23 protein-coding genes and 1 tRNA gene are annotated in these 26,002 nt (G+C 71.4%); 18 read left to right on the top strand and 6 right to left on the bottom strand.

The window, feature by feature from the left end:
• Window positions 1-99 precede the first annotated feature (99 nt).
• From hemC to EV670_RS04340, 6 genes are all read left to right on the top strand, one after another.
• Window positions 100-1,071, top strand: coding sequence for a hydroxymethylbilane synthase (hemC, locus tag EV670_RS04315; protein WP_130430551.1), 972 nt, complete (start codon window positions 100-102; stop codon window positions 1,069-1,071).
• The gene (locus tag EV670_RS04320) at window positions 1,068-1,952 is read left to right on the top strand and encodes a uroporphyrinogen-III synthase (RefSeq protein WP_130430552.1); all 885 of its coding nucleotides are present in this window, start codon (window positions 1,068-1,070) and stop codon (window positions 1,950-1,952) included. Before hemC ends, EV670_RS04320 begins: the two co-directional genes overlap by 4 nt.
• Window positions 1,949-3,037, top strand: coding sequence for a uroporphyrinogen-III C-methyltransferase (locus EV670_RS04325; protein WP_242616830.1), 1,089 nt, complete (start codon window positions 1,949-1,951; stop codon window positions 3,035-3,037). Before EV670_RS04320 ends, EV670_RS04325 begins: the two co-directional genes overlap by 4 nt.
• 64 nt (window positions 3,038-3,101) lie before the next feature.
• Entirely contained in the window at window positions 3,102-4,346 is a 1,245-nt protein-coding gene (locus EV670_RS04330; RefSeq protein ID WP_130430553.1) for a heme biosynthesis HemY N-terminal domain-containing protein, read from the top strand.
• Window positions 4,347-4,420: 74 nt separating this feature from the next.
• Window positions 4,421-4,497: transfer RNA gene (locus EV670_RS04335), tRNA-Arg, on the top strand.
• A 91-nt stretch (window positions 4,498-4,588) separates the two neighbouring features.
• Window positions 4,589-5,056 carry a thioredoxin family protein gene (locus EV670_RS04340; protein ID WP_130430554.1) on the top strand — a complete coding sequence of 156 codons (468 nt, stop codon included), beginning with the start codon at window positions 4,589-4,591 and terminating at the stop codon, window positions 5,054-5,056.
• 19 nt (window positions 5,057-5,075) lie between these two features.
• Here the strand turns inward: EV670_RS04340 and EV670_RS04345 are convergent, their stop codons facing one another.
• Entirely contained in the window at window positions 5,076-7,280 is a 2,205-nt protein-coding gene (locus EV670_RS04345) for a prolyl oligopeptidase family serine peptidase (protein WP_130430555.1), read from the bottom strand.
• A gap of 233 nt (window positions 7,281-7,513) precedes the next feature.
• Between EV670_RS04345 and EV670_RS04350 the strand changes: the two genes are divergently transcribed.
• The 3 genes from EV670_RS04350 to greB all read left to right on the top strand — a co-directional run bounded on the left by EV670_RS04350 (window position 7,514) and on the right by greB (window position 10,491).
• Window positions 7,514-7,867, top strand: a complete 354-nt coding sequence (locus tag EV670_RS04350) for a VOC family protein (protein ID WP_242616859.1) — start codon at window positions 7,514-7,516, stop codon at window positions 7,865-7,867.
• Between the two features lie 141 nt (window positions 7,868-8,008).
• A complete protein-coding gene (locus EV670_RS04355; RefSeq protein WP_130430557.1) occupies window positions 8,009-9,919 on the top strand; it encodes a patatin-like phospholipase family protein in 1,911 nt (636 codons plus the stop codon).
• The gene (gene greB, locus EV670_RS04360) at window positions 9,916-10,491 is read left to right on the top strand and encodes a transcription elongation factor GreB (RefSeq protein ID WP_130430558.1); all 576 of its coding nucleotides are present in this window, start codon (window positions 9,916-9,918) and stop codon (window positions 10,489-10,491) included. Before EV670_RS04355 ends, greB begins: the two co-directional genes overlap by 4 nt.
• Here the strand turns inward: greB and EV670_RS04365 are convergent, their stop codons facing one another.
• From EV670_RS04365 to gmk, 3 genes are all read right to left on the bottom strand, one after another.
• The gene (locus EV670_RS04365) at window positions 10,492-12,783 is read right to left on the bottom strand and encodes a RelA/SpoT family protein (RefSeq protein WP_130430559.1); all 2,292 of its coding nucleotides are present in this window, start codon (window positions 12,781-12,783) and stop codon (window positions 10,492-10,494) included.
• Window positions 12,784-12,916: 133 nt separating this feature from the next.
• Window positions 12,917-13,120 carry a DNA-directed RNA polymerase subunit omega gene (rpoZ, locus tag EV670_RS04370; protein ID WP_130430560.1) on the bottom strand — a complete coding sequence of 68 codons (204 nt, stop codon included), beginning with the start codon at window positions 13,118-13,120 and terminating at the stop codon, window positions 12,917-12,919.
• 43 nt (window positions 13,121-13,163) lie between these two features.
• Window positions 13,164-13,784 (bottom strand): guanylate kinase, encoded by a 621-nt coding sequence (gene gmk, locus EV670_RS04375; RefSeq protein ID WP_130430561.1) that lies wholly within the window; start codon window positions 13,782-13,784, stop codon window positions 13,164-13,166.
• A gap of 234 nt (window positions 13,785-14,018) precedes the next feature.
• Here gmk and EV670_RS04380 point away from each other — a divergent pair, with 234 nt between their 5' ends.
• From EV670_RS04380 to EV670_RS04415, 8 genes are all read left to right on the top strand, one after another.
• On the top strand, window positions 14,019-14,324 hold the full coding sequence (locus tag EV670_RS04380; RefSeq protein WP_130430562.1) for a high-potential iron-sulfur protein: 306 nt from the start codon (window positions 14,019-14,021) through the stop codon (window positions 14,322-14,324).
• Window positions 14,325-14,375: 51 nt separating this feature from the next.
• Window positions 14,376-15,671, top strand: a complete 1,296-nt coding sequence (locus EV670_RS04385) for a DUF3422 family protein (protein ID WP_130430563.1) — start codon at window positions 14,376-14,378, stop codon at window positions 15,669-15,671.
• Window positions 15,672-15,688: 17 nt separating this feature from the next.
• A complete protein-coding gene (bchI, locus tag EV670_RS04390; RefSeq protein WP_130430564.1) occupies window positions 15,689-16,705 on the top strand; it encodes a magnesium chelatase ATPase subunit I in 1,017 nt (338 codons plus the stop codon).
• 23 nt (window positions 16,706-16,728) lie between these two features.
• Window positions 16,729-18,498, top strand: a complete 1,770-nt coding sequence (locus EV670_RS04395) for a magnesium chelatase subunit D (protein ID WP_130430565.1) — start codon at window positions 16,729-16,731, stop codon at window positions 18,496-18,498.
• A gap of 162 nt (window positions 18,499-18,660) precedes the next feature.
• On the top strand, window positions 18,661-19,569 hold the full coding sequence (bchO, locus tag EV670_RS04400) for an alpha/beta fold hydrolase BchO (RefSeq protein WP_130430566.1): 909 nt from the start codon (window positions 18,661-18,663) through the stop codon (window positions 19,567-19,569).
• 133 nt (window positions 19,570-19,702) lie between these two features.
• Window positions 19,703-21,256, top strand: coding sequence for a phytoene desaturase (locus EV670_RS04405; protein ID WP_130430567.1), 1,554 nt, complete (start codon window positions 19,703-19,705; stop codon window positions 21,254-21,256).
• Complete coding sequence (locus tag EV670_RS04410; protein ID WP_130430568.1) at window positions 21,213-22,331, top strand: phytoene/squalene synthase family protein; 1,119 nt, start codon at window positions 21,213-21,215, stop codon at window positions 22,329-22,331. The genes EV670_RS04405 and EV670_RS04410 overlap by 44 nt, the downstream gene beginning before the upstream one ends.
• Window positions 22,328-22,522: a hypothetical protein gene (locus tag EV670_RS04415; protein WP_130430569.1), complete on the top strand. Its 195-nt coding sequence runs from the start codon at window positions 22,328-22,330 to the stop codon at window positions 22,520-22,522. The genes EV670_RS04410 and EV670_RS04415 overlap by 4 nt, the downstream gene beginning before the upstream one ends.
• Here the strand turns inward: EV670_RS04415 and EV670_RS04420 are convergent.
• The gene (locus EV670_RS04420) at window positions 22,519-23,445 is read right to left on the bottom strand and encodes a carotenoid 1,2-hydratase (protein ID WP_130430570.1); all 927 of its coding nucleotides are present in this window, start codon (window positions 23,443-23,445) and stop codon (window positions 22,519-22,521) included. The genes EV670_RS04415 and EV670_RS04420 overlap by 4 nt on opposite strands.
• The gene (crtD, locus tag EV670_RS04425; protein ID WP_130430571.1) at window positions 23,403-24,965 is read right to left on the bottom strand and encodes a 1-hydroxycarotenoid 3,4-desaturase CrtD; all 1,563 of its coding nucleotides are present in this window, start codon (window positions 24,963-24,965) and stop codon (window positions 23,403-23,405) included. The genes EV670_RS04420 and crtD overlap by 43 nt, the downstream gene beginning before the upstream one ends.
• A gap of 135 nt (window positions 24,966-25,100) precedes the next feature.
• On the opposite strand from crtD, the gene EV670_RS04430 reads away from it, so the two are divergent.
• Window positions 25,101-25,979 (top strand): polyprenyl synthetase family protein, encoded by an 879-nt coding sequence (locus tag EV670_RS04430; protein WP_130430572.1) that lies wholly within the window; start codon window positions 25,101-25,103, stop codon window positions 25,977-25,979.
• The last annotated feature ends 23 nt before the right edge of the window (window positions 25,980-26,002 follow it).

Below are 26,002 nucleotides of genomic sequence, written 5' to 3' on the forward strand. Positions count from 1 at the left end.
GGGCGAGACGGCGGCAGCGTCGAAGTGGAGCACAACTACAAGGACTACAAGCTCGTGCCGCAAGCAATCGACGGGCCGGCCGCTGCTAGCATCGGCCGGATGACTGAAGTTTTTCCTCAAGCCCCCGGCCGCTGGGTCATCGCGACCCGCGAAAGCCGGCTCGCGCTGTGGCAGGCCGAGCATGTGAAGGCGCTGCTCGGCGCGCGCCTGGCGGCCCCGGTCGAGCTGCTCGGCATGACGACCCGCGGCGACCAGATCCTCGACCGCACGCTCAGCAAGGTCGGCGGCAAGGGCCTGTTCGTGAAGGAGCTCGAGACCGCGCTCGAGAGCGGCGCCGCCCACCTGGCGGTGCATTCGCTGAAGGACGTGCCGATGGAGATGCCGGCCGGCTTCGTGCTGGCCGCGGTGCTCGAGCGCGAGGATCCGCGCGACGCCTGGGTCTCGGCGCGCCATGCGGGCCCGGCCGAGCTGCCCGCCGGCGCGGTGATCGGCACCTCGAGCCTGCGCCGCCAGGTGCAGCTCGCGGCGCGCTGGCCGCAGCTGCGCATCGAGCCGCTGCGCGGCAACCTCGACACCCGGCTGCGCAAGCTCGACGAGGGCCAGTACGACGGCATCGTGCTGGCCGCGGCCGGCCTCAAGCGGCTCGGCCTCGGCGACCGGATCCGCGCCGTGTTCGAGGCCGACCAGATGATCCCTGCTGCCGGCCAGGGCGCGCTCGGCATCGAGCTCCGCGCCGATGCCGAGCAGCGCCACCCGCTGCTGTGGGCCGCGGTGCGCGCGCTGGTCGACGATCGGGCCTGGCTCGCAACCCATGCCGAACGCGCGGTGGCGCGCGCGCTCGGTGGCAGCTGCTCGATGCCGCTGGCGGCGCATGCCCGCTTTGCGGCTGATGGCCGGCTCGAGCTGCACACCTTGCTCGGTGCCCACGACGGCGCAGCCGGCATCGCGCCGGTGCTGGCCGATGGCCGCGCCGAGGTGCGCGACACCGCGGCGGCCGAGGCGCTCGGCCGCGAGGTCGCGGCGCGGCTGCTGGCCAGCGGCGGCAGCGCATTGATCGCGCCGGCGCGATGAGCGAGTCGCCGCGCCGGCTGTTGCTCGTGACGCGGCCGGCGGCACAGGCCGAGCCGGCGGTGCGCGCGCTCAGCGATGCCGGCGTCGAGGCCGCGGCGTTGCCGCTGATCGGCATCACGCCGCTGGCAAACGCGGCGCCGGTGCGCTCGCTGTGGGGCACGCTCGAGCGCTGGCAGCTGCTCGTCTTTGTCAGCCAGAACGCGGTGGCGCATTTCTTCAAGGAGCGGCCGACCGGAGCGAACTGGCCGGCCGGCGTGCTGGCCGCCGCGCCCGGCCCCGGCACCGCGGTCGCGCTGCAGGCGGCCGGCGTTCCTGCGGCGCAGGTCGTGGCACCGGCCGCCGGCGGCAACCAGGATTCCGAGGCGCTCTGGGCCGCGCTTGCCCCGCGCCTCGACTGGCGCACGGCACGCGTGCTGGTGCTGCGCGGGGCCGATGCCGGCGCGCCCCTCGTCGATGCCGGCGCGCCCCTCGTCGATGCCGGCGTCGGACGCGAATGGCTGGCGGCCACGCTCACCGAAGCGGGCGCCGAGGTGCAACTGCAGGCGGTCTACCGGCGCGGGCCGGCGCTGCTGTCGCAGCGCGAGCTGGCGCTGTTGCGCACCGCGCTCGCCGCGCCGTCGCGGCATGTCTGGCTGTTTGCCAGCGCCGAGGCGCTGGACCACCTGCGCACGATCTCGCAAGGCGCCGGCATGACGCTGCCGGCGGCGCCTGGCGCGGCGATCGCGACCCATCCGCGCATTGCCGAGCGCGCGCGCGCGGCAGGCTTCGATCCGGTACCGGTTTGCGCCGGCGATGCCGATTCGCTGCGGCGCTGTATCGACGCCTGGCCCGGACCCGGCCGCCGCACCCCGACCCCGTCTATAGAATTTCCCGCATCGTGAGCGAGTTCCCCGCACCCCCCGCTGCCGCCGAGACGGCTGCCGCATCGCCCCCCGCAACCGGCGGCTGGGCGCGCTGGATCGTCTGGCTGGCGCTGGCCGCCGCGCTCGGCGTCGGCCTGTTTGCCTGGAGCGTCAAGCAGCGCGTTCGATCGCTCGAGCAGGAACTGGTGAAGCGCCAGGACGACAGCGGCGCCCAGGCCACCGAGGCGCGCCTGCTGGCCAAGCAGGCGCAGGAAAGCGCGCGCGAGGCGATCGCCAAGTCGACCCTGCTCGAGACGCGGCTGGCCGAGGTGGCGCTGCAGCGCGGACAGCTCGATGAACTGATTCATCAGCTGGCGCGTTCGCGCGACGAGAACCTGGTCGCCGACCTCGATGCCGGCTTGCGCGTGGCGCTGCAGCAGACCGCGATCACCGGCAGCGCCGAGCCGCTGGTGGTGGCGCTGAAGGCTGCCGAGGAGCGCCTGGCGCGCGTCGACCAGCCGCGGCTGCAGCCGATCCGGCGCGCCATCGCGCGCGACCTCGATCGCGTCAAGGCCGCCGGGGTGGTCGATGTCGCGACGCTGGCGTTGCGGCTCGACGAGGCGGTGCGCCTGGCCGATGAGGCCCCGCTGCTGGCGATGGAGCCGCGCGCGGAGCCGAAGGTGGCGCGCGCGCCCGTGCGCGCCGGGGCGGCGTCGCCGCCGACCGGATCGGCCTCGGCGCCGATCAGGGCCTGGCTGCCGGCCGGCATCGGCGGCTGGCTCGATGCGCTGTGGCACGAGACCCGCTCGCTGGTGCGCCTCACGCGCATCGACCAGCCCGACGCCATGCTGCTCGCTCCCGAGCAAAGCTACTTCGTGCGCGAGAACCTCAAGCTCAAGCTGCTCAACGCGCGGCTGGCGGTGCTCAGCCGCCAGTTCGACATTGCGCAGAGCGACCTGCAGGCCAGCATCGCCATGCTCGAGCGCTACTTCGACCGCAACGCCAAGCGCACCCAGGCGCTGCTCGAGACGCTGCGCAACGCGCAGCAGCAGGCGCGCCAGGGCGGCGTGCCGCGGCCCGACGAAACGCTCGCTGCGCTGGCCGCCGCCGCGGCCGGGAAATGATGACGCCGCACGCGCCTTGCCCGCGGCCCGGCGTCTCACGCCGTTCATTCGACCGGGATTGCGCATGCGCACGGTGATCTGGCTGTTGTTGCTGGCGGGTTTGGCGGCGCTGGCAGCGACGCTGCTCGGCAGCAACGACAACACGGTGACCATCTACTGGGCGCCCTGGCGCCTGGACCTGTCGCTGAACTTCTTCATCCTGCTGCTGGTGCTGGCGCTCATTGCCGGCAACATCCTGCTGCAGGGAATCACCGCGCTCGCCGGCATGCCGCGCCGGGCGCGCGAATGGCGCGTGGCAAGGCGCGACCGCACCGCGCAGGCCGCGCTGCGCGACAGCATCGCGCAGTTCTTCGGTGGTCGCTACGGCCGCGCCCACAAGGCGGCGCAGCGCGCCGTCGCGATCCAGGCCGACACGCCGGAGCTCGCCAGCGACCGCGAGTTCACCGCGCTCGGCCACCTGCTGGCCGCGGGCAGCCTGCACCGGCTGCAGGACCGCGTGCGGCGCGACGAGCAACTCGAACGCGCGCTGGCGATCGCGCAGAGCGCCGGCGCGCGCGCGGCCGAGGAGGGCGCCCAACTGCTGGCCGCCGAATGGGCGCTGGACGATCGCAACGCGCGCCGCACGCTCGAACTGCTGGCCCAGTTGCCGCCCGGTGTTTCGCGTCGCACCCAGGCGCTGCGCCTGAAGCTGCAGGCCGCGCGACTGGCGCAGCAACCGGTCGAGGCGCTGCGAACCGCGCGGCTGCTCGCCAAGCACCAGGCCTTCTCGGCCGCCGCGGCGCAGGGGCTGTTACGCGCGCTGGCCGGCGAGGCGATCGACGCGACGCGTGATGTCGATCAGCTAAAGCGCGTCTGGCGCGAGTTCGAGACTGCGGACCGGCGCGACGTGCTGGTCGCGGCACGCGCGGCGCAGCACCTGGTCGCGCTCGGCGTGCCGGAGGAAGCGCGTGCGTGGCTGCGGCCGTTCTGGGACCGGCTCGCCGAACTGCCGGCCGACGAGCGGCGTGAGTTGGCGCTGGCGCTGGCGCGCGCGGTCGAGGGCATCGGTCCCGAGTGGCTGCCGCGCCTGGAGTCGGCGCTGCAGGCTTACCCCGGAGACGCCGCGATCGGCTACGCGGTCGGGCGCGCCTTTGCATCGCGCGAGCTGTGGGGCAAGGCGCGCCAACTGCTCGAACCGGCCGCTGCCAGCGCCGACCTCGAGTCGGGCGCGCGGCGCGAGGCCTGGCTGCTGCTGGCGGCGATGGCCGAACGCGATGACGACCACGAGCGCGCCGGCCGCGCTTTCCGCAGCGCGGCGGCCTTGCCCTGAAGGCATCTTTGCGCCGATTTGCTCGCAGTGGCTGGTGACACTCTGGAAAACACTGCTATACTGCGAGGCTCAGCGCGGCTGTAGCTCAGTTGGATAGAGTACTTGGCTACGAACCAAGGGGTCGTGGGTTCGAATCCTGCCAGCCGCACCAGAACAAGAAGAAACGAAGAAGAAGAAATGAAGCGCCTCGACCGTGCAAACGGTCGGGGCGTTTTTCATTGGACCGCCACAAGCCAACGATCATGAAATCACTGCTTGCCGCCTTTGCCTTCCTGCTGGCGGCGACCGCCGCCGTTGCCGCGGAGGGGCCGTACAACGAGGCGGCCGACGCCAGGGCCGAGATCCGCCAGGCGCTGTCGCAGGCGGCCGATGCACGGGTGCCGGTGCTGCTCGTGTTCGGGGCCAACTGGTGCGGCGACTGCAAGGTGCTCGACCTGGCGATGAAGGGCGGCAGCAGCGCGCCGCTGATCACGCGCGAGTTCAGGGTCGTCAAGATCGACGTCGGTCGCTTCGACCGCAATCTCGACGTGGCGACGAGCTACGGCGTGCCGCTCAAGAAGGGCATCCCCGCGGTCGTCGTGCTCTCGCCCGCGAACCAGGTGCTCTACGCCACGCGCGCCGGCGAACTCGCCGATGCACGCAGCATGGGCGAGGCCGGCATCCTCGAGTTCTTCAGGCGCGTCTCGAGCGACGCCCGGCCCGGCTCCTGAGCCGGGCGCGGAGCCCCGGTCAGGGCTTCTGCGTCGTCTTGCCGAACTGCCACAGCAGGAAGCTGTAGATGTCGGCCAGCTTGCTGTAGCCCTGCTGGGCGGTGCTGCCCACGCCATGCCCGGCCTGGCCATCGAGCCGCATCAGCACCGGCTTGCCGCTGTTGCTCGCGGCCTGCAGCCGGGCCGCGGCCTTGGCGCTGTGCCACACGTCCACGCGCGGGTCGTTGAGGCCGTGGATGAACATCACCGCCGGGTAGGCCGTGCCATCCTTGATCTGGTGGTAGGTGCTCATCTCGAGCAGCGCCGGAAACTCGGCCGGGTTCCTGGCCGAGCCGAACTCCGAGATGTTGGTGATGCCGTTGGCCGACTCCTCGGCGCGCACCGCGTCCATGATGCCGACGTCGAAGATCGCCGCCGCGAAAAGATCGGGCGCGGTGGTGATGCCGCGACCGACGAAGATGCCACCGGCGCTGGTGCCCCAGATACCCAGGGTCTTGGGCGAGGCGTAACCCTGGTCGATCAGGTAGCGCGCGGCAGCCAGGCCGTCCTTCCAGGTGTTGGGCTTGGTGGCCTTGAAGCCGGCGCGATACCAGTCGTTGCCGTAGGCGCCGCTGCCACGCACGTTGGCGTAGGCCAGCACGCCGCCGCGCTCGAGCCAGGCGATGCTGCGCGGATCGAAGAAGGACTCGAACGACAGCCCGTAGGCGCCGTAGCCGACCAGCAGCGTCGGGTTGTTGCCGTCCAGCGGCAGGCCCTTGCGGCGCAGTATCGCCAGCGGCACCTTGGTGCCGTCGTGGCTGGTGACGAGTACCTCCGAGACCTCGATCTCCGGCGCGCCGGGTGGGCGGGTCGCGGCGAGCAGGCCGGTGTCGCGCGTGGCGCCGTCGCTGCCGACCGCGATCACCCGCGGCGGCTCGGTCCAGGTGCTCGTGCCGACCCAGGGCTCGCGCTCGGCATGGGCCGGATCGGCGGCCATGAAGGTCGAGCCGGCCAGGCCGGGCGCGATGTCCTTGCCCGGGCCGACCTGGCCCTTGGCGTGGCGCAGCACCCGCGTGTTGAAGCCCTGCTGCACCTCGGTGTAGATCGCGTCGCGGTCGAGGCTGAAGGACTGCAGCACGCCGGTCTCGGGCTGCGGCACCACGGTCACGGCCCTGGCCAGCACCGGGTCCTTGAGCGGCAGCGCGAGCACGCGGCCGCGCGGCGCGCCGGCGTAGGTGCGCAGGTACAGCGTGTCGCCGCGCAGTTCGACCGCGGTGATCTTGTCGTCGAAGCCCGAGATCTGGCGCCAGCCGATGTTCTTGCGACCCAGGTCGCTGATCGGGGCCACGTACAGCCGGCCCTCGGGCACGGTGGTGTCGGTGGTGCGCGCGATCATGTAGCGGCTGTCCGCCGCAAAGATCACCTCGGCCACGTCGAGCCGGTCGAGCTTGAGTTCCTTGTTGAGCAGCGGGCCGAACAGCGGCCGCGCCTTCGATTCGGGATCGCCGGCCTTCAGCAGGAACACGGTGGTGTCGAGGTAGGTCTCGGTCTCCGGCGCGCCGGGCGGCAGTTCGCGCACCTGGTTGTAGCTGAGGCTGCGGCTGTCGGGCGTCCAGTGCACCTGGCCCTGCTGAACGCGCGGGATCGGCTGGCCGATTGCCTTGCCGCTGGCGATGTCGAGCAGGTGCAGCGAGGCGTTCTCCGAGCCGCCGGCCGAGATGCCGTAGGCCAGTGTCTTGCCGTCCCACGAGGGCATGAAGTAGTTGATGGCGTGGGGCACGCCAGTGGCCTTGGCCAGTTGCTCGGGGTCGACCAGCACGCGCTCGGGACCGTTCAGCCCCTCGCGCATCATCAGCTTGAGCTGGCTGGTGCCGGCCTTGCGCTTCATGTAGTAGATGCGGTCGCCGGGCATGCGCATCACGCCGCGCACCACGTCGCCCGAGGCCTTGGCCAGCGCCTCGACGCGCTGCGTGAGTTCGTCGCGCCCGGCGATGCGCGCCAGTTGCTCGGCGCCGTACTCGCCCTGCGCCTTGAGCCAGGCCTGGGTCGCTGGGCTCTTGACGTTCTCGAGATTGCGGTAGGGATCGGCGACGCTGACGCCGTGCAGCACCTCGGTCACTGGCTGGCTGGGCGCGGCCGGCGGCAGGCCCGCGGCCGAGGCCGCGAGCGCGAAGGCGGCGGCCGCGCCACCAAGGATCAGGTCGACCAGGCGACGCCGGCCGGGCCGGCGAACGGCTCGATGCATGAACAGGCTCCATCGGCGCGGGATGCGCGAAATGGCCGCGATGCTACCCGTGCCCGCGTCGCGTTTACGCAAGACTGCGTATGGCCGTGGCCGGTGCCGATGCCTACAAGAGGGCCTGTCGTGACCGATGCCGCAAGGAGACCGCAATGAGTCTGTCGCCCCCCAATCAACCCGCTTCGGCCGCAGGGCGTGCAGCGGAGCCAGCCACCTTCCCGAGCAGCGAGGCGACCTGCATGCTGCCGGTCAAGGACCTGGCCCGCGCCCGACGCTTCTACGAGCAGGCGCTCGGACTCGAGATCGTCGGCGGCAAGCCCGACGGCAAGTTCGTCTACCGCTGCGGCGGCACCGAGATCGCGCTGTTTCCCAAGCCCGAGGGCACCCAGGCCACGCACACGGCGCTGAGCTTCCGGGTCGCCGACATCGGTGCTGCGGTCGCGCAACTGGTGGCGCGCGGCGTGGTGTTCGCCGACTACGACCTGCCCGGCCTCAAGACCGTCGAGCATGTCTGCGTGCTCGGCTCGGAGAAGGCGGCCTGGTTCGAGGATCCCGAGGGCAACATCCTGTGCCTGCACGAGGACCTTGGCTGAGTGCAAGGCGACACCACCCCGAAAGCAGGCCGGGCCGCAACATGCGATGCCGCAAACCCTCGGGTACATTGAATCGCCCGGCAGCGCAGCCTGCGCCGCATTGCCCCCGGGCCATGACAACGAAGCAAAGCCCGAGGGTTCATGGACCAGGTCGCCTCACCCCAGCATTACCAGGACGCGCTGCTGATGCAGCACCTGCGCGCCTGCTTCGGAGAAATCGACGCTGCCTCGGCGCAATTGCTGCGTGAGCACCTGGAGTGGGTCGAGATCGTCGGTGGCGAGTCCCTGATCCGGCAGGGCGAGCCGGGCGACTCGATGTACCTGCTGGTCAGCGGCCGCTTGCGTGCCTACATCGCCGACGACGACGGGTCGCAGCGCATGGTGCGCGACATGTCGCGTGGCCAGATCCTCGGCGAGATGAGCCTCTACACCGACGAGCCGCGCTCGGCCACGGTGGTGGCGATCCGCGATTCGGTGCTGGTGCGCCTGGGCAAGGCCGAGTTCAACCGGCTGCTGTCGAGCAGCTCGCAGGTGTCGATCGCGCTGACCCGGCAGATCATCCAGCGCCTGCGCACCGAGCAGTCGCGCTCCGCGCTCGACCGGCCGGTCGCGATCGGACTGCTGCCGATCAGCGATGGCGTCGACATCTCGAGCTTCGGTCGCGAATTGGCCAAGCAACTGCAGGCAATGGGTCGGGTCGCGGTGGTCGATTCGGCCAGTCTCGACGCCGACCTGCAGCAGCCCGGCATCACTCACCGCGCCCAGGGCGACACCGAGGCCAATCGCCGCATCGCGATGCGGCTCGACGAGATCGAGGCCGGGAACGACTTCGTGTTGCTCCTTGGCGATGCCACGCCGACCACCTGGACCCATCGCTGCAGCCGCCACTGCGACGAGTTGCTGCTGCTCGCAGACGCCGACCAGCCGCCGCGCGTGCATGCGATCGAGGACGAGTGCCTGCTGCGGCGGCCGCCGCGCACCGAGGCCGCCGAGATCCTGGTGCTGCTGCATCCGGCCGACCGGCTGTCGCCGCGTGGCACGCGCGAATGGCTGGCGCGGCGCCCGCTGGCCGATCATGTGCACATCCGTCCGGCGCTGGCGCGCGACATGGCGCGCCTGGCGCGCCTGCAGAGCCGCACCGCGATCGGCATGGTGCTGGCCGGCGGCGGCGCGCGCGGCTTTGCCCACCTCGGCGTCTACCGCGCGCTGCAGGAGCACGGCATCGAGATCGACGTGGTCGGCGGCACCAGCATCGGTGCCGCGATGGGCACCTACATCGCCTGCGACCAGCCGCTGGCGGCGATTACCGCGCATGCGCGCAAGGCCTTCGGCGACCACCCGACCGGCGACTTCAACCTGCTGCCGATGGTCTCGCTGATCAAGGGCCAGCGCCTGCGTCGCCTGATTTCCCAGGCGATTCAAGAGCTGCTCGGCGTCGATGCCGATGTCGAAGACCTGTGGCGCAACTTCTACTGCGTCGCCACCAACTACTCCAAGGCCAGCGAGCAGGTGGTGCACCACGGCAACCTGGCCAGGGCGCTGCTGTCGAGCACCGCCATTCCTGGCGCGCTGCCGCCGGTGATCGAGGACGGCGACCTGCTCTGCGACGGCGGCACCTTCAACAACTTCCCGGTCGACGTGATGCGCCGCATGCGCGGGGTCGGCAAGGTGATCGGCGTCGACCTCAACTTCCGCAAGCTGCGTCGCATCGAGCACGACGACATGCCCGGCACCTGGGCCCTGTTGCGCGACCGGCTGCGACCCCGCAAGCAGCGGCGCTACCGGCTGCCTTCGCTGCCGGCCTACCTGATGAACGTCACGATCCTCTACAGCATGTCGCGCCAGCGCGAGGCGAAGAAGCTGACCGACCTCTATTTCAATCCGCCGCTGGAGCGGGTCGGCATGCTGGCCTGGGATCGCTTCGACCAGGTCGTGCAACAGGGGCATGCGCACGCGCTCGAGGTTCTTGGCCAGATGTCCGCGCCGGCGTTGCGGCAACTCGGTGCCGGCTCCGCCGGCGCCGGGCTTGCTGATACGCTGGGCGTGCGATGAACAAGGCCTTCACCCGCGAGCCCGACGGCGATCTCGACGACGACGAGGACGCGGGTCCCGCGTTGCCCGCGCTGCCAGCCGGTGCCCGCAACTACGTCACGCCGCAGGGTTACGCGCGGCTGCGCGCCGAGCTGATGCAGCTGATGGACGACGAGCGGCCGAAGGTGGTCGAGGTCGTCTCGTGGGCGGCCAAGAACGGCGACCGCAGCGAGAACGGCGACTACCTCTATGGCAAGAAGCGCTTGCGCGAGATCGATCGCCGCATCCGCTTTCTCACCAAGCGGCTCGACATCGCCGAGGTGGCCGACCCGAGTGCGCACCATGGCAGCGACCAGATCTTCTTCGGCGCCACGGTCACCTACGCCAACGCCAAGGGCGAGCGGCGCACGATCACGATCAAGGGCATCGACGAGGTCGACAACCTGAAGGGCGAGGTCAGCTGGGTGGCGCCGATCGCGCGTGCGTTGATCAAGGCGCGCGAGGGCGACGAGGTGACGCTGCCGACGCCGGGCGGCGTCGAGCGGCTCGAGGTGCTGGTGGTCAGCTACCCGGCGCCCGGAACCCCGAACTGATCAACCCTTGCTGCGCGCCACGCGCAGCACGGTGCTGGCGCGCTTGAGGGTGCGCAGCACCTCGGCCAGATGCAGCCGGTCGCGCACCGCGATGAGCATGCGCAGTTCGGTGGTCTCGGCGGCACGATCGTCGCCCATGTCGAGGTGGACGATGTCGGCCTCTGCCCCGCTGACGGCCGAAGCCACCTGGGCCAGCACGCCCTTGCCGTTGCCGACCAGCACGCTGACCGAGGTCTCGAAGCTACGCTCCGGCGCCTCGGCCCATTCGACCTTGATCCACTGCTCGCTGTCGCGTTGCGCCAGCCGGCGCGCGACGCCGCAGTCGGCGGCATGCACCACCAGGCCCTCGCCGCGGCCGAGGTAGCCGGTGATCTCGTCGCCCGGGATCGGCCGGCAGCAATGCGCCAGCTGCACCGTGGCGCCCTCGCTGCCGTCGATGATCACAGTGCCCTGCGCCGGCTGGGCGTCGTCGGCCACGAAGCGGCCGGCGGTCAGCGTCAGCGCATCGGGCCGCGCGCCGCGCTCGCCGAGCAGCATGGCGAGCCGCTTGGCGACGATGCTCGGGATCTTCTTGCCGAGGCCGATGTCGATCATCAGGTCCTCGCGGTTGCGGCTGGCGCTCCAGCGCAGCAGCGCGGTCCAGAGCTGGGCGTCGGCGCCTTCGCCCTCGGCGTCGCCCGCCGGCAGCTGCAGGCCCTCGGCCCGCAACGCCTGCGCCAGCAGCTTCTCGCCCAGGCGCTGCGACTCCTCGCCCTCCATGTTCTTGAGGTAGTGGCGGATCTTGGAGCGCGCGCGGCCGGTGCGCACGAAGTTCAACCAGGCCGGGTTGGGCTTGGCGCTCGGCGCCGTCATCACCTCGACCACGTCGCCCGAGCGCAGTTCGGTGCGCAGCGCGACCGACTCGCCGTTGACTTTGGCGGCGATGCAGTGGTCGCCGACGTCGGAGTGGATCGCGTAGGCAAAGTCGACCGGCGTGGCGCCGCGCGGCAGCGCCAGGATCTTGCTCATCGGCGTGAAGACATAGACCGAGTCGGGGAACAGGTCGATCTTGACGTGCTCGAGGAACTCGGCCGCGTCACGCGTCTCGTCGTGGATGTCCATCAGGCTCTGCAGCCACATCGCGCCGAGCGCCTGCGCGTCGGTGCCGGCCGCGCCGCGCGCCTTGTAGAGCCAGTGCGCCGCGATGCCCTTCTCGGCCACCAGGTGCATCTGCTCGGTGCGGATCTGGAACTCGACCGCGGTGCCGAGCGGGCTCACCAGCGTGGTGTGCAAGGACTGGTAGCCGTTGGCCTTGGGGATCGCGATGTAGTCCTTGAAGCGGCCCGGCATCGGCTTGTAGAGCTGGTGCAGCACGCCCAGCGCGAGGTAGCACTCGGGCAGCGTGCCGACCACCAGCCTGAAGCCGAACACGTCGCTGACCTGGGCGAAGCTCAGGTGCTTCTCGCGCATCTTGCGGTAGATGCTGTAGACCGTCTTCTCGCGGCCCGACACCTGCACCGGCAGCTTGGCTTCCTTGAAGGCACGCTCGACGTCCTTCTGCACGCGATCGACGATGTCGCGCCTGAAACCGCGCGCTCGGCCGACCGCCTTTTCGACCGCGCCGAAGCGCCACGGCCGCAGATGGCGGAACGAGAGCTCCTGCAGCTCGCGGTAGCTCTGGTTGAGGCCCAGCCGGTGCGCGATCGGGGCGTAGATCTCGAGCGTCTCGCGCGCGATGCGGCCGCGCTTGTTGGCCGGCATCGCGTCCATCGTGCGCATGTTGTGCAGCCGGTCGGCGAGTTTGATGAGGATGACGCGCACGTCGCGCGACATCGCCAGCAGCATCTTGCGGAAGGACTCCGCCTGGCCTTCCTCGCGCGTGCTGAACTGCAGCTTGTCGAGCTTGGTGAGGCCGTCGACCAGTTCGGCCACCGGGGCGCCGAAGCGCTCGATCAGCTCCGGTTTGGTGATGCCGCAATCCTCCATCGCGTCGTGCATCAGCGCGGCCTGGATCGCCTGCGCGTCGAGCTTCCAGTCGGCGCACAGGCCGGCGACGGCGATCGGGTGCGTGATGTAGGGCTCGCCGCTGGCGCGGAACTGGCCCAGGTGGGCCTCGTCGGCAAAGCGGTAGGCGGCGCGGACCTGCTTGAGGTCGGCGCTGTCGAGGTAGTCGAGCTTGTCGGCCAGCGCGGCAAAACTGCTGGCTTCGACGTTTGAGCCACCCTTGTTCAGCGCCGCGGCGCCGCCGAGCATGAAGGCCGGCAGCGCTTCACTGAGCTTCTTGCGAACGGCGGTGACGGCACGCGAGGGCATCTGCGAATGGTAACGGAGCATGCCCGGCGAGCGCGCCAAGGGGCCTCCCGGTTGACGCCAACGAAAAGGCCCGCCGGGTGGCGGGCCTTGGTGCTGGCCTGGGCCGTCGCGGCTCAGGCGTCGTGCGCGATCCTCAGATCGGCACCTTCTTGAGCATCTCCACGCCAACCAGGCCTTCGGCGATCTCGCGCAGCGCGGTGACGCCGGGCTTGTTCTTGGTCTCGACGCGGGGCGCGTGGCCCTGGCTCAGCATGCGCGCACGGTAGGTGGCGGCCAGCACGAGCTGGAAGCGGTTCGGGATCTTGTCCAGGCAGTCTTCGACGGTGATGCGGGCCATGCTGAAAACTCCGGTGGCTGTCTTGAGGATCGGGAATTCGGGGTCAGAGCAGGTCGAGCGCCTTGAACACGGCGGCCTTGCTGCGCTGTTGAGCCGAGTATTTTAACCGTTGTGCGTGAACGATGGTCTTGAGGTCGAAGAGAGCGGTCTCGAATACCGCGTTGACGACGACGAAATCGAAGTGCCGCGCCTGCGCCACCTCCTCGCGCGCGTTGGCCATGCGCTGGCCAATGGCGCCGTTGGCGTCCTCGCCGCGGCGGCGCAGCCGCTGCTCGAGTTCGGCCCAGCTTGGCGGCAGGATGAAGATCAGCACCGCATGCCCGAACAGCTGCTTGATCTGCAGCGCGCCCTGGAAATCGATCTCGAGCACCACGTCCTCGCCGGCCTGGAGCCGGGCCTCGATCGCGGCGCGCGAGGTGCCGTAGAGATTGCCGTGGACCTCGGCCCACTCGAAGAAGTCGCCGCGCCCGGCCATCGCGCGGAACTCGGGCTCGTCGACGAACCAGTACTCGCGGCCATGCTGCTCCTGACCGCGCGGCGCACGGGTGGTGTGCGAGATCGAGACCGCCAGATGGCCGTCGAGTTCGAGCAGCGCCTTGACGAGGCTGGATTTCCCGGCCCCGCTCGGGGCCGCGATGATGAAGAGGTTGCCTGGGGTGTCCATGTTCCGTGCCCGGTCGCGCCAGCCGAAATTCTAGGGTCGGCCGCCGACGGCTCGCCGCGACCGTGGCCGCGCGGCTACCACCGAGCAAGCCACTCGGGTTTTGACCGGGTGTCGCTGGGGGCGACGGAGCTAAGCTGCGCGCCACGGTGCCGCCATCCAACTGCCCAGCAGCCAGACAGCCCCGCGCCCGTGAGCTCGTCGGCCCACGGTTTGTCGATACCTGTGGAGACAAGCATGACCTCACGCCGTGGTTTCATCACCATCCTGCCGGTTGCCGGCGCAGTGCTGGTCGGGAGCCGCGCCATGGCGCAGGCCCCGATGCTCGACGAGAAGGATCCCACCGCCGCGGCCCTGGGCTACGTGGCCGACGCCGCGCGCGTCGACAAGGCCAAATTCCCGAAGTTCGCGGCCGACCAGAACTGCGCCAACTGCACCCTGTTCCAGGGCAAGGCCGGCGCCGCCGCGGGCATGTGCCCGCTGTTTGCCGGCAAGCAGGTGGCTGGCAAGGGCTGGTGCAGCGCCTGGGCCAAGAAGGCCTGATCCGGGTTGGCGCGTCGCCCGTGATCGGCCTGCCAGGCGCGCCCTGACCGCATGCCGCTGTTGCCCCGCGACCATCCGGAACGCCTGACCCTCGCCGAGGAGGTGCACGCCCGCCCGGCGGAGCCGCTGGATGTGCCGTCGCGCGCCTCCTACGTCGCGTTGGTGATCGAGCCCGAGCAGCGCGAGCGCGAGTTGGCGCACCTCGCCGCCTTGTGCACGGCTCATGGCGTCGAAGCGCCGGCGGCTGGCCTCACGCAGTTCAGCGCCGCGCTCGGTCCGTTACGCCTGAAGTGGGAACGCCACGGCGAGTTCTCTGGCTACACCTTTGTCGTGCCGGGGCTCAGCCCACGACCGTTCAGCGAGCCGGCGGCCGGCTTCTTGCCGCCCGGCTGGCTGGCGGCGCTGCCCGGCACCACGGTCTACGCCGCCCATGCCAAGCTGGCGTCGACGTCGAGCCGTGCCGAAGCGCCCGACGCGGCGTCGCTGGCCGAGCACTTTGGCAGCAACCTCGTGGTCGGCTCCGAGATTGGCGACGGGGCGGGCCTGGTCTTCACCGACTTCCGCATCCACGGCGACGGCTTCGGGCGCTTCCTGATCCTCGATCGCGGCTTCACGGCGCGCCAGGCTGGGCGCATGTTGCAGCGCCTGTTCGAGATCGAGTCCTATCACATGATGGCGCTGCTGGCGCTGCCGGTGGCACGCGGGCAATCGCCATGCATCCAGGCGATCGAAGCATCGCTGGCCGCGCTGACCGGCGCGATCGCCGCCGAGGGCGGCGACGACGAGGCGCTGCAGCAGCAACTGACCCGCATGGCCGTCGAGATCGAGAGCGGGCTGGCGGCGAGTCAGTTCCGTTTCGGTGCCTGTCGTGCCTATGCCGAACTGGTGCGAACCCGCATCGCCGAGCTGCGCGAGCAGCGCTTGCCGGGCCTGCAGACCATCGGCGAGTTCATGTCGCGTCGCTTCACGCCGGCGGTCGCCACGGTGGCCAGCGTCGAGCAACGCATGCAGGCGTTGTCCGAGCGCGTGGCGCAGACCGGCAGCCTGTTGTCGACCCGCGTGGAGATCGCGCGCGAGCGCCAGAACCAGGCGCTGCTGGCCTCGATGAACCGGCGCGCGCGCCTGCAGTTGCGGCTGCAGCAGACGGTCGAGGGGCTGTCGGTGGCGGCGATCGTCTACTACTGCGCGGGCCTGGTCGGCTACCTGGCCAAGGCGCTCAAGGCCGGTGGCGTGGCGATCAATCCGGACCTCGCGGTCGGGCTGTCGATCCCGATCCTGCTGGTACTCATCCTGCTGGCGCTCAAGCGCGCGCGCCGTCGTCACGACGAAGCCGACAACGACTATTGACGAGGGCCTGCCGACACATGAACTTTCCCTTCGCTGCCATCGTCGGCCAGGACGAGATGAAGCTCGCGATCCAGATCGCGGCCGTCGATCCGTCGGTCGGCGGCGTGCTGGTGTTCGGCGATCGCGGCACCGGCAAGTCGACCGCGGTGCGCGCGCTGGCCGCGCTGCTGCCGAAGATGCGCGCGGTGGTCGGCTGCCGCTACGGCTGCGATCCACTGGTGGCCACTGGCTGCGACGAATGCGCCGCGCGCAAGCAGGGCGCCGGCGTCAAGACGCACCTGGTGCCGGTGCCGGTGGTCGACCTGCCGCTCGGCGCCACCGAAGACCGGGTCGTCGGCGCGCTCGACCTCGAGCGCGCGCTCGGACAGGGCGTCAAGGCCTTCGAGCCCGGCCTGCTGGCGCGCGCGCATCGCGGCTTTCTATACATCGACGAGGTCAATCTGCTCGAGGACCACCTGGTCGACCTGCTGATCGACGTCGCCGCCTCGGGCGAGAACGTGGTCGAGCGCGAAGGCCTGTCGGTGCGTCATCCGGCGCGTTTCGTGCTGGTCGGCAGCGGTAACCCCGAAGAGGGCGAGTTGCGGCCGCAATTGCTCGACCGCTTCGGGCTTTCGGTCGAGGTGCGCACGCCGGGCGACATCGCCTCGCGGGTCGAGGTGGTCAAGCGCCGTGACGCCTTCGAGCGCGATCCGGTCGCCTTCATCGAGGCCTGGAGCAAGGCCGAGGCCAAGTTGCGCAAGCGCATCGTTGGCGCGCGCGAGCGCCTGCCCTCGGTGGCGGTGGCCGACGCTGCACTCGAGCGCGCCGCGCAACTCTGCGTGGCGCTGGGCACCGACGGCCTGCGCGGCGAGCTGACGCTGATCCGCGCCGCCCGCGCCCTGGCGGCGCTCGAGGGCAAGGCCGCGGTGGGCGACGCGCAGTTGCGGCGCGTGGCGCCGTCGGCGTTGCGCCACCGGCTGCGGCGCAACCCGCTCGACGATGCCGGCTCCGGCGTGCGCGTCGAGCGCGCGCTGGTCGAGATATTCGGCGCCTGAGCGCGCCGCCAAGGCTGGCTCCAATGCTCGACGCGGGCACAGACGGCACTCCCTGGTCCGACGCGCTCAGCGCGGCCGCGATCCTGGCCATCGATCCGGTCGGCTGCGGTGGCGCGGTGTTGCGCGCCGGCGCCGGCCCGGTGCGCGACCAGTGGCTTGCCAGCCTGCGGGCGCTGCTGCCGGCAGACGTGGCGTGGCGCCGGCTGCCGCTGAACACCGCCGACGAGCGCCTGCTCGGTGGCCTCGATCTCGCCGCCACGCTGCGCGCCGGCCGCCCGGTTGCCCAGCGCGGCCTGTTGGCCGAGGTCGACGGCGGCATCCTGGTCGCGGCGATGGCCGAGCGGCTCGAGGCCGGCACCGCGGCCCGGATCGCCGCGGCGATGGACAGGGGCGAGGTGGTCACGGCGCGCGATGGCTTGCATCAGGTCCACCCGAGTCGCTTCGGTCTGGTCGCGCTCGACGAAGGCGCCGGCGAGGAGCAACCACCGGCGGCGCTGGTCGATCGGCTCGCGTTCCACATCGATCTGGGCGAGGTGGCGCTGCGCGATGCCTTCGATGCGGGTGCCGATGTAGCCTGCGACGTCGCAGCTGCACGTGCACGGCTGGCGTCGGTCAGCGTCGATGAAGCCAGCATCGAGGCCTTGTGCGCGGCCGCGCTGGCGCTCGGCATCGACTCCTTGCGCGCGCCCTGGCTCGCGCTGCGCTGCGCATGCGCAGCCGCCGCGCTGGACGGGCGCGGCGCCGTGCAGGCCGCAGACACGGCGCTTGCTGCGCGGCTGGTGCTCGCGCCGCGTGCGACGCGGCTGCCGCCGAGCGAGGCCGAGCAGCAAGCCCCTGACGAGGAAGCCGCCGAGCCGCAGGCTTCGCCGCCCGCCGAGCCTCAGGCTGAGAGCCCGGAGTCACCCGCCGACACCGAGACCGCACTCGACGATCTGGTGCTGGCCGCGGCCCGGGCCGCAATCCCGGCTGGCCTGCTGGCCCGCCTGCAACTCGAACAGGGCGCGTCGCGCGCGCGTCAGCGTGGCCGCAGCGGTGCCCTGCAGACCGGCGGTTCGCGCGGTCGCCCGGTCGGCGTGCGGCGCGGCCCACCGCAGCGCGGCGCACGGCTCAACCTGATCGAGACCCTGCGCGCCGCCGCGCCCTGGCAGGCGCTTCGACGGCGCGAGCAGCCTGCGGCCAGCGGCCGACTTCAGCTGCGCAGCGACGATTTCCGCACCACCCGCTTTCGCCAGCGCGTCCGCAGCACCACCGTGTTCGTGATCGACGCTTCGGGCTCACAGGCGCTGCATCGCCTGGCCGAGGCCAAGGGCGCGGTCGAGCTTCTGCTCGCCGACTGCTACGTGCGGCGCGACCGTGTCGCGGTGCTCGGTTTTCGCGGTCTTGGCGCCGAACTGCTGCTGCCGCCGACCCGCTCGCTGGTGCGCGCCAAGCGCAGCCTGGCCGGGCTGCCGGGCGGCGGCGGCACGCCGCTGGCGGCCGGACTCGACGCCGCGGCGCAACTGGCCGACGCGATTCGCCGCCGCGGCGAGACGCCGTTGCTGGTGTTGCTGACCGACGGCCGCGCCAACATCGCGCGCGACGGCAGCCCCGGTCGTGCCCGTGCCGACGCAGACGCGCAAGCCTCGGCTCGCGCGCTGCGGGCCGGCGGGTTTGGTTGCCTGCTGATCGACACGGCACCGCAACCGCAGGCCAGCGCGCGCGCGCTGGCGCTGGCGATGGGGGCCAGCTACCTGGCGTTGCCGCAGGCGCAGGCGAACCTGCTGTCGCAGGCGGTGCGGACGGCGCTGCCGTGACGACTGCCCCCACGCTTGGCGCATCGCGTCAGCGCGGCTCCCCGCGGTGGCGCAGCCCGGCTTTGGAGAGTGTGCCGCGGCTCCGTGCCCGCCAGCGCGCGCACGGACGGCACGAGCGCCAGCCGATCCCGGCGGCTGGCCGCGCTGCGTCCGGCTGACACGATGAATCCCGCCCCGGCGCTCGACTGGGCGCTCGACGGCCCGAGCTGGCCGCATGCCGTAGCAAGCCGCTTCGTGCTGGCCGACGGGCTGCGCTGGCATGTGCAGCAGATGGGGCTGGCGCAAGGCGAGGGTCCGACGCTGCTGCTGCTGCACGGTACCGGCGCCTCGACCCATTCGTGGCGCGGGCTGCTGCCGTTGCTGGCGCCACGCTTTCATCTGATCGCGCCCGACTTGCCGGGCCATGCCTTCAGCGCGACACCAGCCTCGGGCGCGCAGATGTCCTTGCCCGGCATGGCGCGTGCGCTGGCAGCGCTGCTGGCGACGCTCGATGCGCGACCGAACTTCGTGCTCGGCCATTCGGCCGGCGCCGCGATCGCGATCCGCATGAGCCTCGATCGGTTGATCGAGCCGGCGGCGATCGCCGCGGTCAACCCGGCGCTGCTGCCCTTTGGCGGCCTGCCAGGACGGATCTTCGGCCCGGCCGCGCGGCTGCTGGCAGCCCAGCCCTGGGTGCCGCGGCTCTTTGCCCGGCGTGCCGCCAGGCCTGCGGTGCTGCAGGGCCTGCTCGACGCCACCGGCTCGACGCTCGATGCCGAAGGCATGGCCCTCTATGGCCGTCTGGTGCGCAGCCCGGCGCACGCGGCCGGCGCGCTGTCGATGATGGCGAACTGGGACCTGCAGCCGCTGCGACGCGAGTTGCCGGCGCTGCGCGTGCCGCTGCACCTGATCGTCGGCGCCAACGACCACACCGTGCCACCGCGGCAGGCGCAACAGGTGCATGCGCTGCTGCCGGCGTCGACGCTGATCATGCTGCCTGGCCTGGGCCACCTCGCGCACGAGGAGCAGCCGGTGCGGGTGGTGCAACAGGTGTTGGCCGTGGTGCAGGCGGCTTCGACCGCCGCGGCTTGAGGCGAGCGCCCCAAGTCGCTCGCAGCGCTCATGGCCTTGGTTCCGTCCAGGCGCGCAGCCGCAGCCCTGGAGCCGCGCGCATCAGGGTTTGGCGACAGTTGTCATGTTTGATTGACGCGCCTAGGATGTGCGAATGTTGACAGTCAGCGTGCCGGAGCTCCCTCGGGTTGTCACCCGCGAGCGGCCGCACGCGGTGGTCATCGGCAGCGGTTTTGGCGGGTTGGCGGCGGCGGTGCGGCTCGGCGCGCGTGGCTATCGCGTCACCGTGCTGGAGCAACTCGACGCGCCCGGCGGCCGCGCCTACGTCTACCGCCAGGACGGCTTCACCTTCGACGCCGGCCCGACCGTGATCACCGCGCCGTTCCTGCTCGAGGAGCTGTGGGCGCTGTGCGGCAGAACCTTGTCCGACGACGTGGAACTGCGTCCGGTCAGCCCCTTCTACCGGATCCGCTTCGACGACGGCACCAGCTTCGACTACAGCGGCGACGCCGGTGCGATGCGCGCCGAGGTCGAACGCCTGGCGCCGGGCGACGTGGCCGGCTACGAGCGCTTTCTCGCGGCCAGCCAGGCGATCTACAAGGTCGGCTTCGAGCAACTCGGCCACGTGCCGTTCAGCAAGTTCGCCGACATGGCGCGGGTGCTGCCCGAACTGCTCAAGCTCGAGGGCTACAGAACCGTCTACTCGCTGGCCTGCAAGCATGTGCGCGATCCCAAGCTGCGCGTGGTGCTCACCTTCCAGTCGCTGCTGGTCGGCGGCAATCCCTTCGCGACGACCTCGGTCTATTGCCTGATCGCCTTTCTCGAACGGCGCTTCGGCGTGCACTTCGCGATGGGCGGCACCGGCAGCCTCGTCCGGGGGCTCGTGTGCCTGATCGAAGGGCAGGGCGGCGAGCTGCGCTGCCAGCAGACGGTGAGCCAGATCCTCGTACACAAGGGCGCTGCCTGCGGTGTGCGGCTGAGCACCGGCGAGACGATCGCGGCCGACGTGGTGGTGTCGAACGCCGATTCGGCCTTCACCTACAAGCGCCTGCTCGCGCCCGAGCACCGCAAGCGCTGGACCGACCGCAAGATCGAGAAATCGCGCTACTCGATGAGCCTGTTCGTCTGGTACTTCGGCACCCGCCGCAAGTACCCGGACGTGGCGCACCACACCATCCTGCTCGGACCACGCTACCGCGAACTGCTGCGCGACATCTTCGATCGCAAGCTGCTGGCCCGGGACTTCAGCCTCTACCTGCACCGGCCCACCGCCACAGACCCCGCGCTGGCGCCACCCGGCTGCGACGCTTTCTACGTGCTGTCGCCGGTGCCGCACCTGCAAAGCGGCACCGACTGGAAGACCCAGGCCGAGCCTTACCGGCTGGCGCTGCAGCAGCGCCTCGAGCAGACGCTGCTGCCCGGCCTGGCCGACGAGATCGCGACGTCGCGCCTGCTGACGCCACTGGACTTCCAGAACCGGCTGAGCTCGTTCCGCGGTGCGGCCTTCGGCCTCGAGCCGGTGTTGACGCAAAGCGCGTGGTTCCGGCCGCACAACAAGAGCGAGGAGATCGATCGTCTCTACCTGGTTGGCGCCGGCACGCACCCCGGCGCCGGCCTGCCCGGTGTGCTGTCTTCGGCCAAGGTGCTTGATTCGGTGGTGCCCCATGCAGACGAGCTTGTTGCCCGCGCGTCCCTCGTTCGCGCCTGAAGGCGCGGCACCGGCGCCGCCAGAGCGCAGGCTGCACGCGGCCGACGTGGCCGCCTGCCGCGAACTGCTCGAGCACAACTCGCGCACCTTCCATGCCGCTTCGCTGCTGCTGCCGCGCGCGGTGCGCGAGCCGGCCTCGGTGCTCTACGGCTTCTGCCGGCTCGCCGACGACGCGGTCGATGTCGAGGGCGGCGCGATGGCCGCGATTGCGTTGCTGCGCGAGCGCCTGGCGTGCGCCTGCGCCGGCCAGCCGCTCGATGCACCGGCCGATCGCGCGCTGGCGGTGGTGATCGCGCGCCACGCGATTCCGCGCGCGTTGCCCGAGGCCCTGATCGAGGGCCTGGAATGGGACGCGCAGGGGCGACGCTACGAGACGATCGAAGCCTTGCACGACTACGCCGCGCGCGTGGCCGGTGCGGTCGGCGCGATGATGGCGCTGCTGATGGGCGTGCGCAGCCCGGCGGCGCTGGCGCGGGCCTGCGACCTCGGCGTGGCGATGCAGCTCTCCAACATCGCGCGCGATGTCGGCGAGGATGCTCGCATGGGCCGCGTCTACCTGCCGCTGCAGTGGCTGCGCGAGGCCGGCATCGAGCCCGATGCGTGGCTGGCCCGGCCGGTGTTCGACGCGGCGCTGGCCTCGGTGGTCAAGCGCGTGCTGAACGAAGCGGAGCGACTCTATGCCCGCGTCGACGCCGGCGTGGCCGCGCTGCCGCTCGGTTGCCGGCCCGGCATCAACGCCGCGCGATTCCTCTACGCCGAGATCGGGCACGAGGTCGAGCGCCAGGGACTCAATTCGGTGGACCGGCGTGCCGTAGTGCCGGTCGCGCGCAAGGCGCGGCTGCTGCTGCGCGCGCTGGTCGTGCTGGCGCCCGACGCGCGCGCGGCCAATGCGCCGGTGCTGGCGGCCAACCGCTTCCTGGTGGATGCGGTGAGCGAGATGGCGTCGCTGCCGTCCGCGGCCGATGCGACGACGCCACCCTGGTGGCACCTCGGCGCGCGCGCGGTGTGGATGATCGAGCTCTTCGACCGGCTCGAGCGACTCGAGCGCCAGCCACCCCTGCGCGCGAGCGCATGAGCGCGCCCGCGGCGAGCATGGAATCCACGCCGCTGCTCGCCATCGAGATCGTGCTCGGCTTCGGGGTGCCGATCGCCTGGGGCGTGTGGCAGCTGATCGATCTGCGACGCGAGAACCGGCGTGCGGCCGAGCGGGCCGCGCAGGAGAAGGCCGCGGCGCAGCGCACGCCGCCGCCGCCCGCGAGCGACTAGCGCCAGCTGCCGCGGCGCGGCATCCGCAACGGCAGCATCGCCTGTACCAGCGGTGCGCGGAAGCGATCGAGCGACAGGCTTTCGTGGACCACGTCCACCGGCTCGCCGAGCCATTGCGCCCGCACAAGCGAGCGGGCGTAGAACGGCGTGTCTTCGAGCGTCCGTCGCAACGCCGGCGAGCAGGGAGCTTCGCTTCCGATGCGGCGATCGATGCGCCAGCCGGTGCGTCGCAGTGCAGCCGCCGGCGGTGGATCGAAGGGCTGCACGCCGCCGTCGCGCGCAAAGCGCAGCGCCAGCTTCATCGGCGGCGAGCCGCGGGGTTCGAGCTCGTAGATCACGCCGCCGTGCCCTTGACCCAGGTCCGCGCGTGACCATTGCCAGCGCGCGAAGCCGGCCTCGAGCGGCTCGGTGCCGAAGTTGGCGTCGAGGTAGCCGCGGCCCTGCCAGCGCAGCGCCGGCTCGCCCAGCCGCAACTCGACCCGCGCCCGGGGCGCGATCGGCTGCCAATGGTGGCGCGCGAGCGGATCGAGCGCGAAACGGCGCTCGGCCAGCAGCTCCGGCGTGACGCGGATCTCGCCGCGCACCCGCGCGGGCCAGGGCACGGCGACCTCGTCGATGCGGATGCAAAGCGTGTCGCCGTCCCAGTGCAGCGCACTCGGCCCGATCTGCAGCGAGCCGGCCTCGCGCTGCACCGCGCCGCGACCGCGCTCGGTCATCGCCCAGCGGCCGCGACCGCCGTCGAGCCGGTAGAGGGCGACGTTGAGCGCACAGTGGTCGAGCGGATCGGCACCGGCACCCGAGCGCCTCGCCCACGCGTAGTAGGGCGAGAAGACGCTGCCGATGAAGGCGATCAGCGTGAGTGCGTGGCGGCCGTCGTCGCTCAGCGCGTCGAGATACCACCAGGCATAGCCACCGGGTGCCACCGGCGCGTCGAAGCCAGGTCTTGCAGCAGGCTCGCCGCGGCCTGGTGGCCCGACAGTGCCGCCATCGGCAGGCCCGGCCCGGGATGCACGCTGCCACCGGCCAGGTACAGGCCCGCAATCCGGCTGCGTGAACCGGGCCGGGTGAACGAGGCCATCCAGCCGTGCGAGGCCGGGCCGTAGAGCGCTCCCCCGGTCGCAGGAAACAGGCGATTGAAGTCGCTCGGGCGCGTGATCCGCGTTAGCGCCGGGTCGCGCTGCAGGCGCAGTCCGCAGTCCGAGAGCCTGTGGAAGCAGCGTTGTTCGCATCGTGCGATCTCCTCGGGCTCGAACTCCTGCCGGTCGCCGCCGGCCGGCGCGTTGATCAGGCACAGCAGGCGCTCGACACCATGGCTAGCCGCCAGGCCCCGTTCATCGCGGTCCTGGGCACAGACATAGACGGTCGGCTCGGCGGGCATGTGGCCGTTGCGCAGTGCCTTGAACTCGGCCGCATAGTCGGTCGAGAAGAAGACGTTGTGGCGTTGCAGCGGGAACGAATCGCGTGCGTCGGCCAGCAGGTTCCAGGTCATGGCCGACAGCGAGCGAGCCTGCGGCCGGGTGGCGCGCGCCGCGCCGCGCAGCCCGGCCCCGAGCAGGCCGGCGGCCAACGCGCTCGCATCGCCGTTGAAGACCACGGCGTCGGCCGCGATGCGCTCGCCGCCGTCGCCGGTCGTTGCGTCCGCGACCAGAACGCCGGCAACTCGCTCGCGTTCGAGCACCAGGCCGGTCACCTCGGTCGAGCAGCGCAACTGCACGCCCAGCCCTCGCGCCAGCGCCGTCAACGCCTGCGCCAGGCGCTGCATGCCGCCGTCGACCAGCCAGACGCCCTGCTGCTCCGCGTGGGCCACCAGCATCAGCGTGGCCGGTGCCTGGAACGGCGACGAGCCGCAATAGGTGGCGTAGCGGCCAAAGAGCTGGCGTAGTCGGGGATCATGGAAATGCTGGCCGAGCGCGTTCCACAGCGTGCCAAACGGCGAGATGCGCAGCAACTCCGGCAGCCCGCGCAGGCCGCTGCGCGCCACCAGGCTGATCGGGTTGGGCCGGCTGGCGCGCAGGAACGGCTTTTCGAGTGCGCGGTAGGTGCGTCGGGCGCGCGCACAGAACTCGCGGTAGCGCTGCGCCTCCGCCGCACCGGCGAAGCGGCCGATCGCGTCGACCGAGGCCTCGACGTCGGCATGCAGATCGAGGCGCTCTTCGGCGCTCCAGGCGTGGCGCGCGAGCGTGCGCGCCGGCCGCAGCCGCAAGTGCCGCTCGAGCGAACTGCCGGCGCGCGCGAACAGCTCGTCGAAGACCCAGCGCATCGTCAGCACGGTCGGGCCGGCGTCGAGCCGCTGGCCCTCGATCTCGATCTCGCGCAGCTTGCCGCCGGGCTGGGCCGCGCGCTCGAGCAAAAGCACCCGCGCGCCGCCGCGGGCCAGCTCGATCGCGCTGACGAGGCCGCCGATGCCGGCGCCGACCACGATGACCTGCGGATTGGCGTTCATGCGAGGACTCTGGCGCGCAAGGCGGGGGGCATGCTGGTTGACGCATTCGGACGAGATGTCTACATTAAATGACAAATAAGAGTGTCACGCTAGCATGACGCCGCTGCCTGAGTCCCAGTTCACCGGAGACAGCGCATGCAGTCCATGACACGCGTCGAGCACGCCTTGCTGGCCGCACTCAGCCGAGTCGAGACGGGCTGTCCGCCGCGGCTCGCGGCGGCGGTGCGCCACGCCGTGTTTCCCGGCGGAGCGCGCATCCGGCCACAGTTGTGCCTGGCGGTCGGCATGGCCTGCGGTGACGACGACCCTGCGCTTGCCGATGGCGCCGCTGCGGCCATCGAACTGCTGCATTGCGCCTCGCTCGTCCACGATGACCTGCCGTGCTTCGACAACGCACCGACTCGCCGCGGCCAGCCGTCGGTGCACTGCGCCTTCGGCGAGCGGCTCGCCGTGCTGGCGGGCGACGCGCTGATCGTGCTCGCCTTCGAGACGCTGGCGCGCGCGGCCCAGCGCTCGCCGCAGCGGCTGGCGCCGCTGCTGCTGACCGTCACCCGCGGAGTCGGCATGCCGCAGGGCATCGTCGTCGGCCAGGCGCTCGAGTGCGAGCCACGGGTCGCGCTGGGTGACTACCAGCGGGCCAAGACCGGCGCGCTGTTCGCTGCCGCAACCGCGGCCGGCGCCGAGGCGGCGGGCGCGGAACCGGCGCCTTGGCGCATCTTTGGCGAGTGGCTCGGCGAGGCCTACCAGGTGGCGGACGACATCCGCGACGTGGTCGCCGACCCGCAACTGCTCGGCAAGCCGATCGGGCGAGACCTTGCGCTTGGCCGGCCAAGCTCGGCCATCGAGCTCGGGCTGGAGGGTGCGATCCAGAGCTTCGATCGGCTGGTGGCCGCGGCCGTGGCCTCGATTCCGCCCTGCCGCGGTGGCGCCCAGTTGCGCGCACTGGTGCGCCGCGAGGCCGAACGACTGGTCCCGCTGGCGCTGAGCGAGGACGTGGTGCGCGTCGCAGCCTGAGCGCACCTGCAGCTGCGCCGCCT

Origin of the sequence: Rivibacter subsaxonicus, from assembly GCF_004217215.1 — a bacterium.
Taxonomy (GTDB): domain Bacteria; phylum Pseudomonadota; class Gammaproteobacteria; order Burkholderiales; family Burkholderiaceae_C; genus Rivibacter; species Rivibacter subsaxonicus.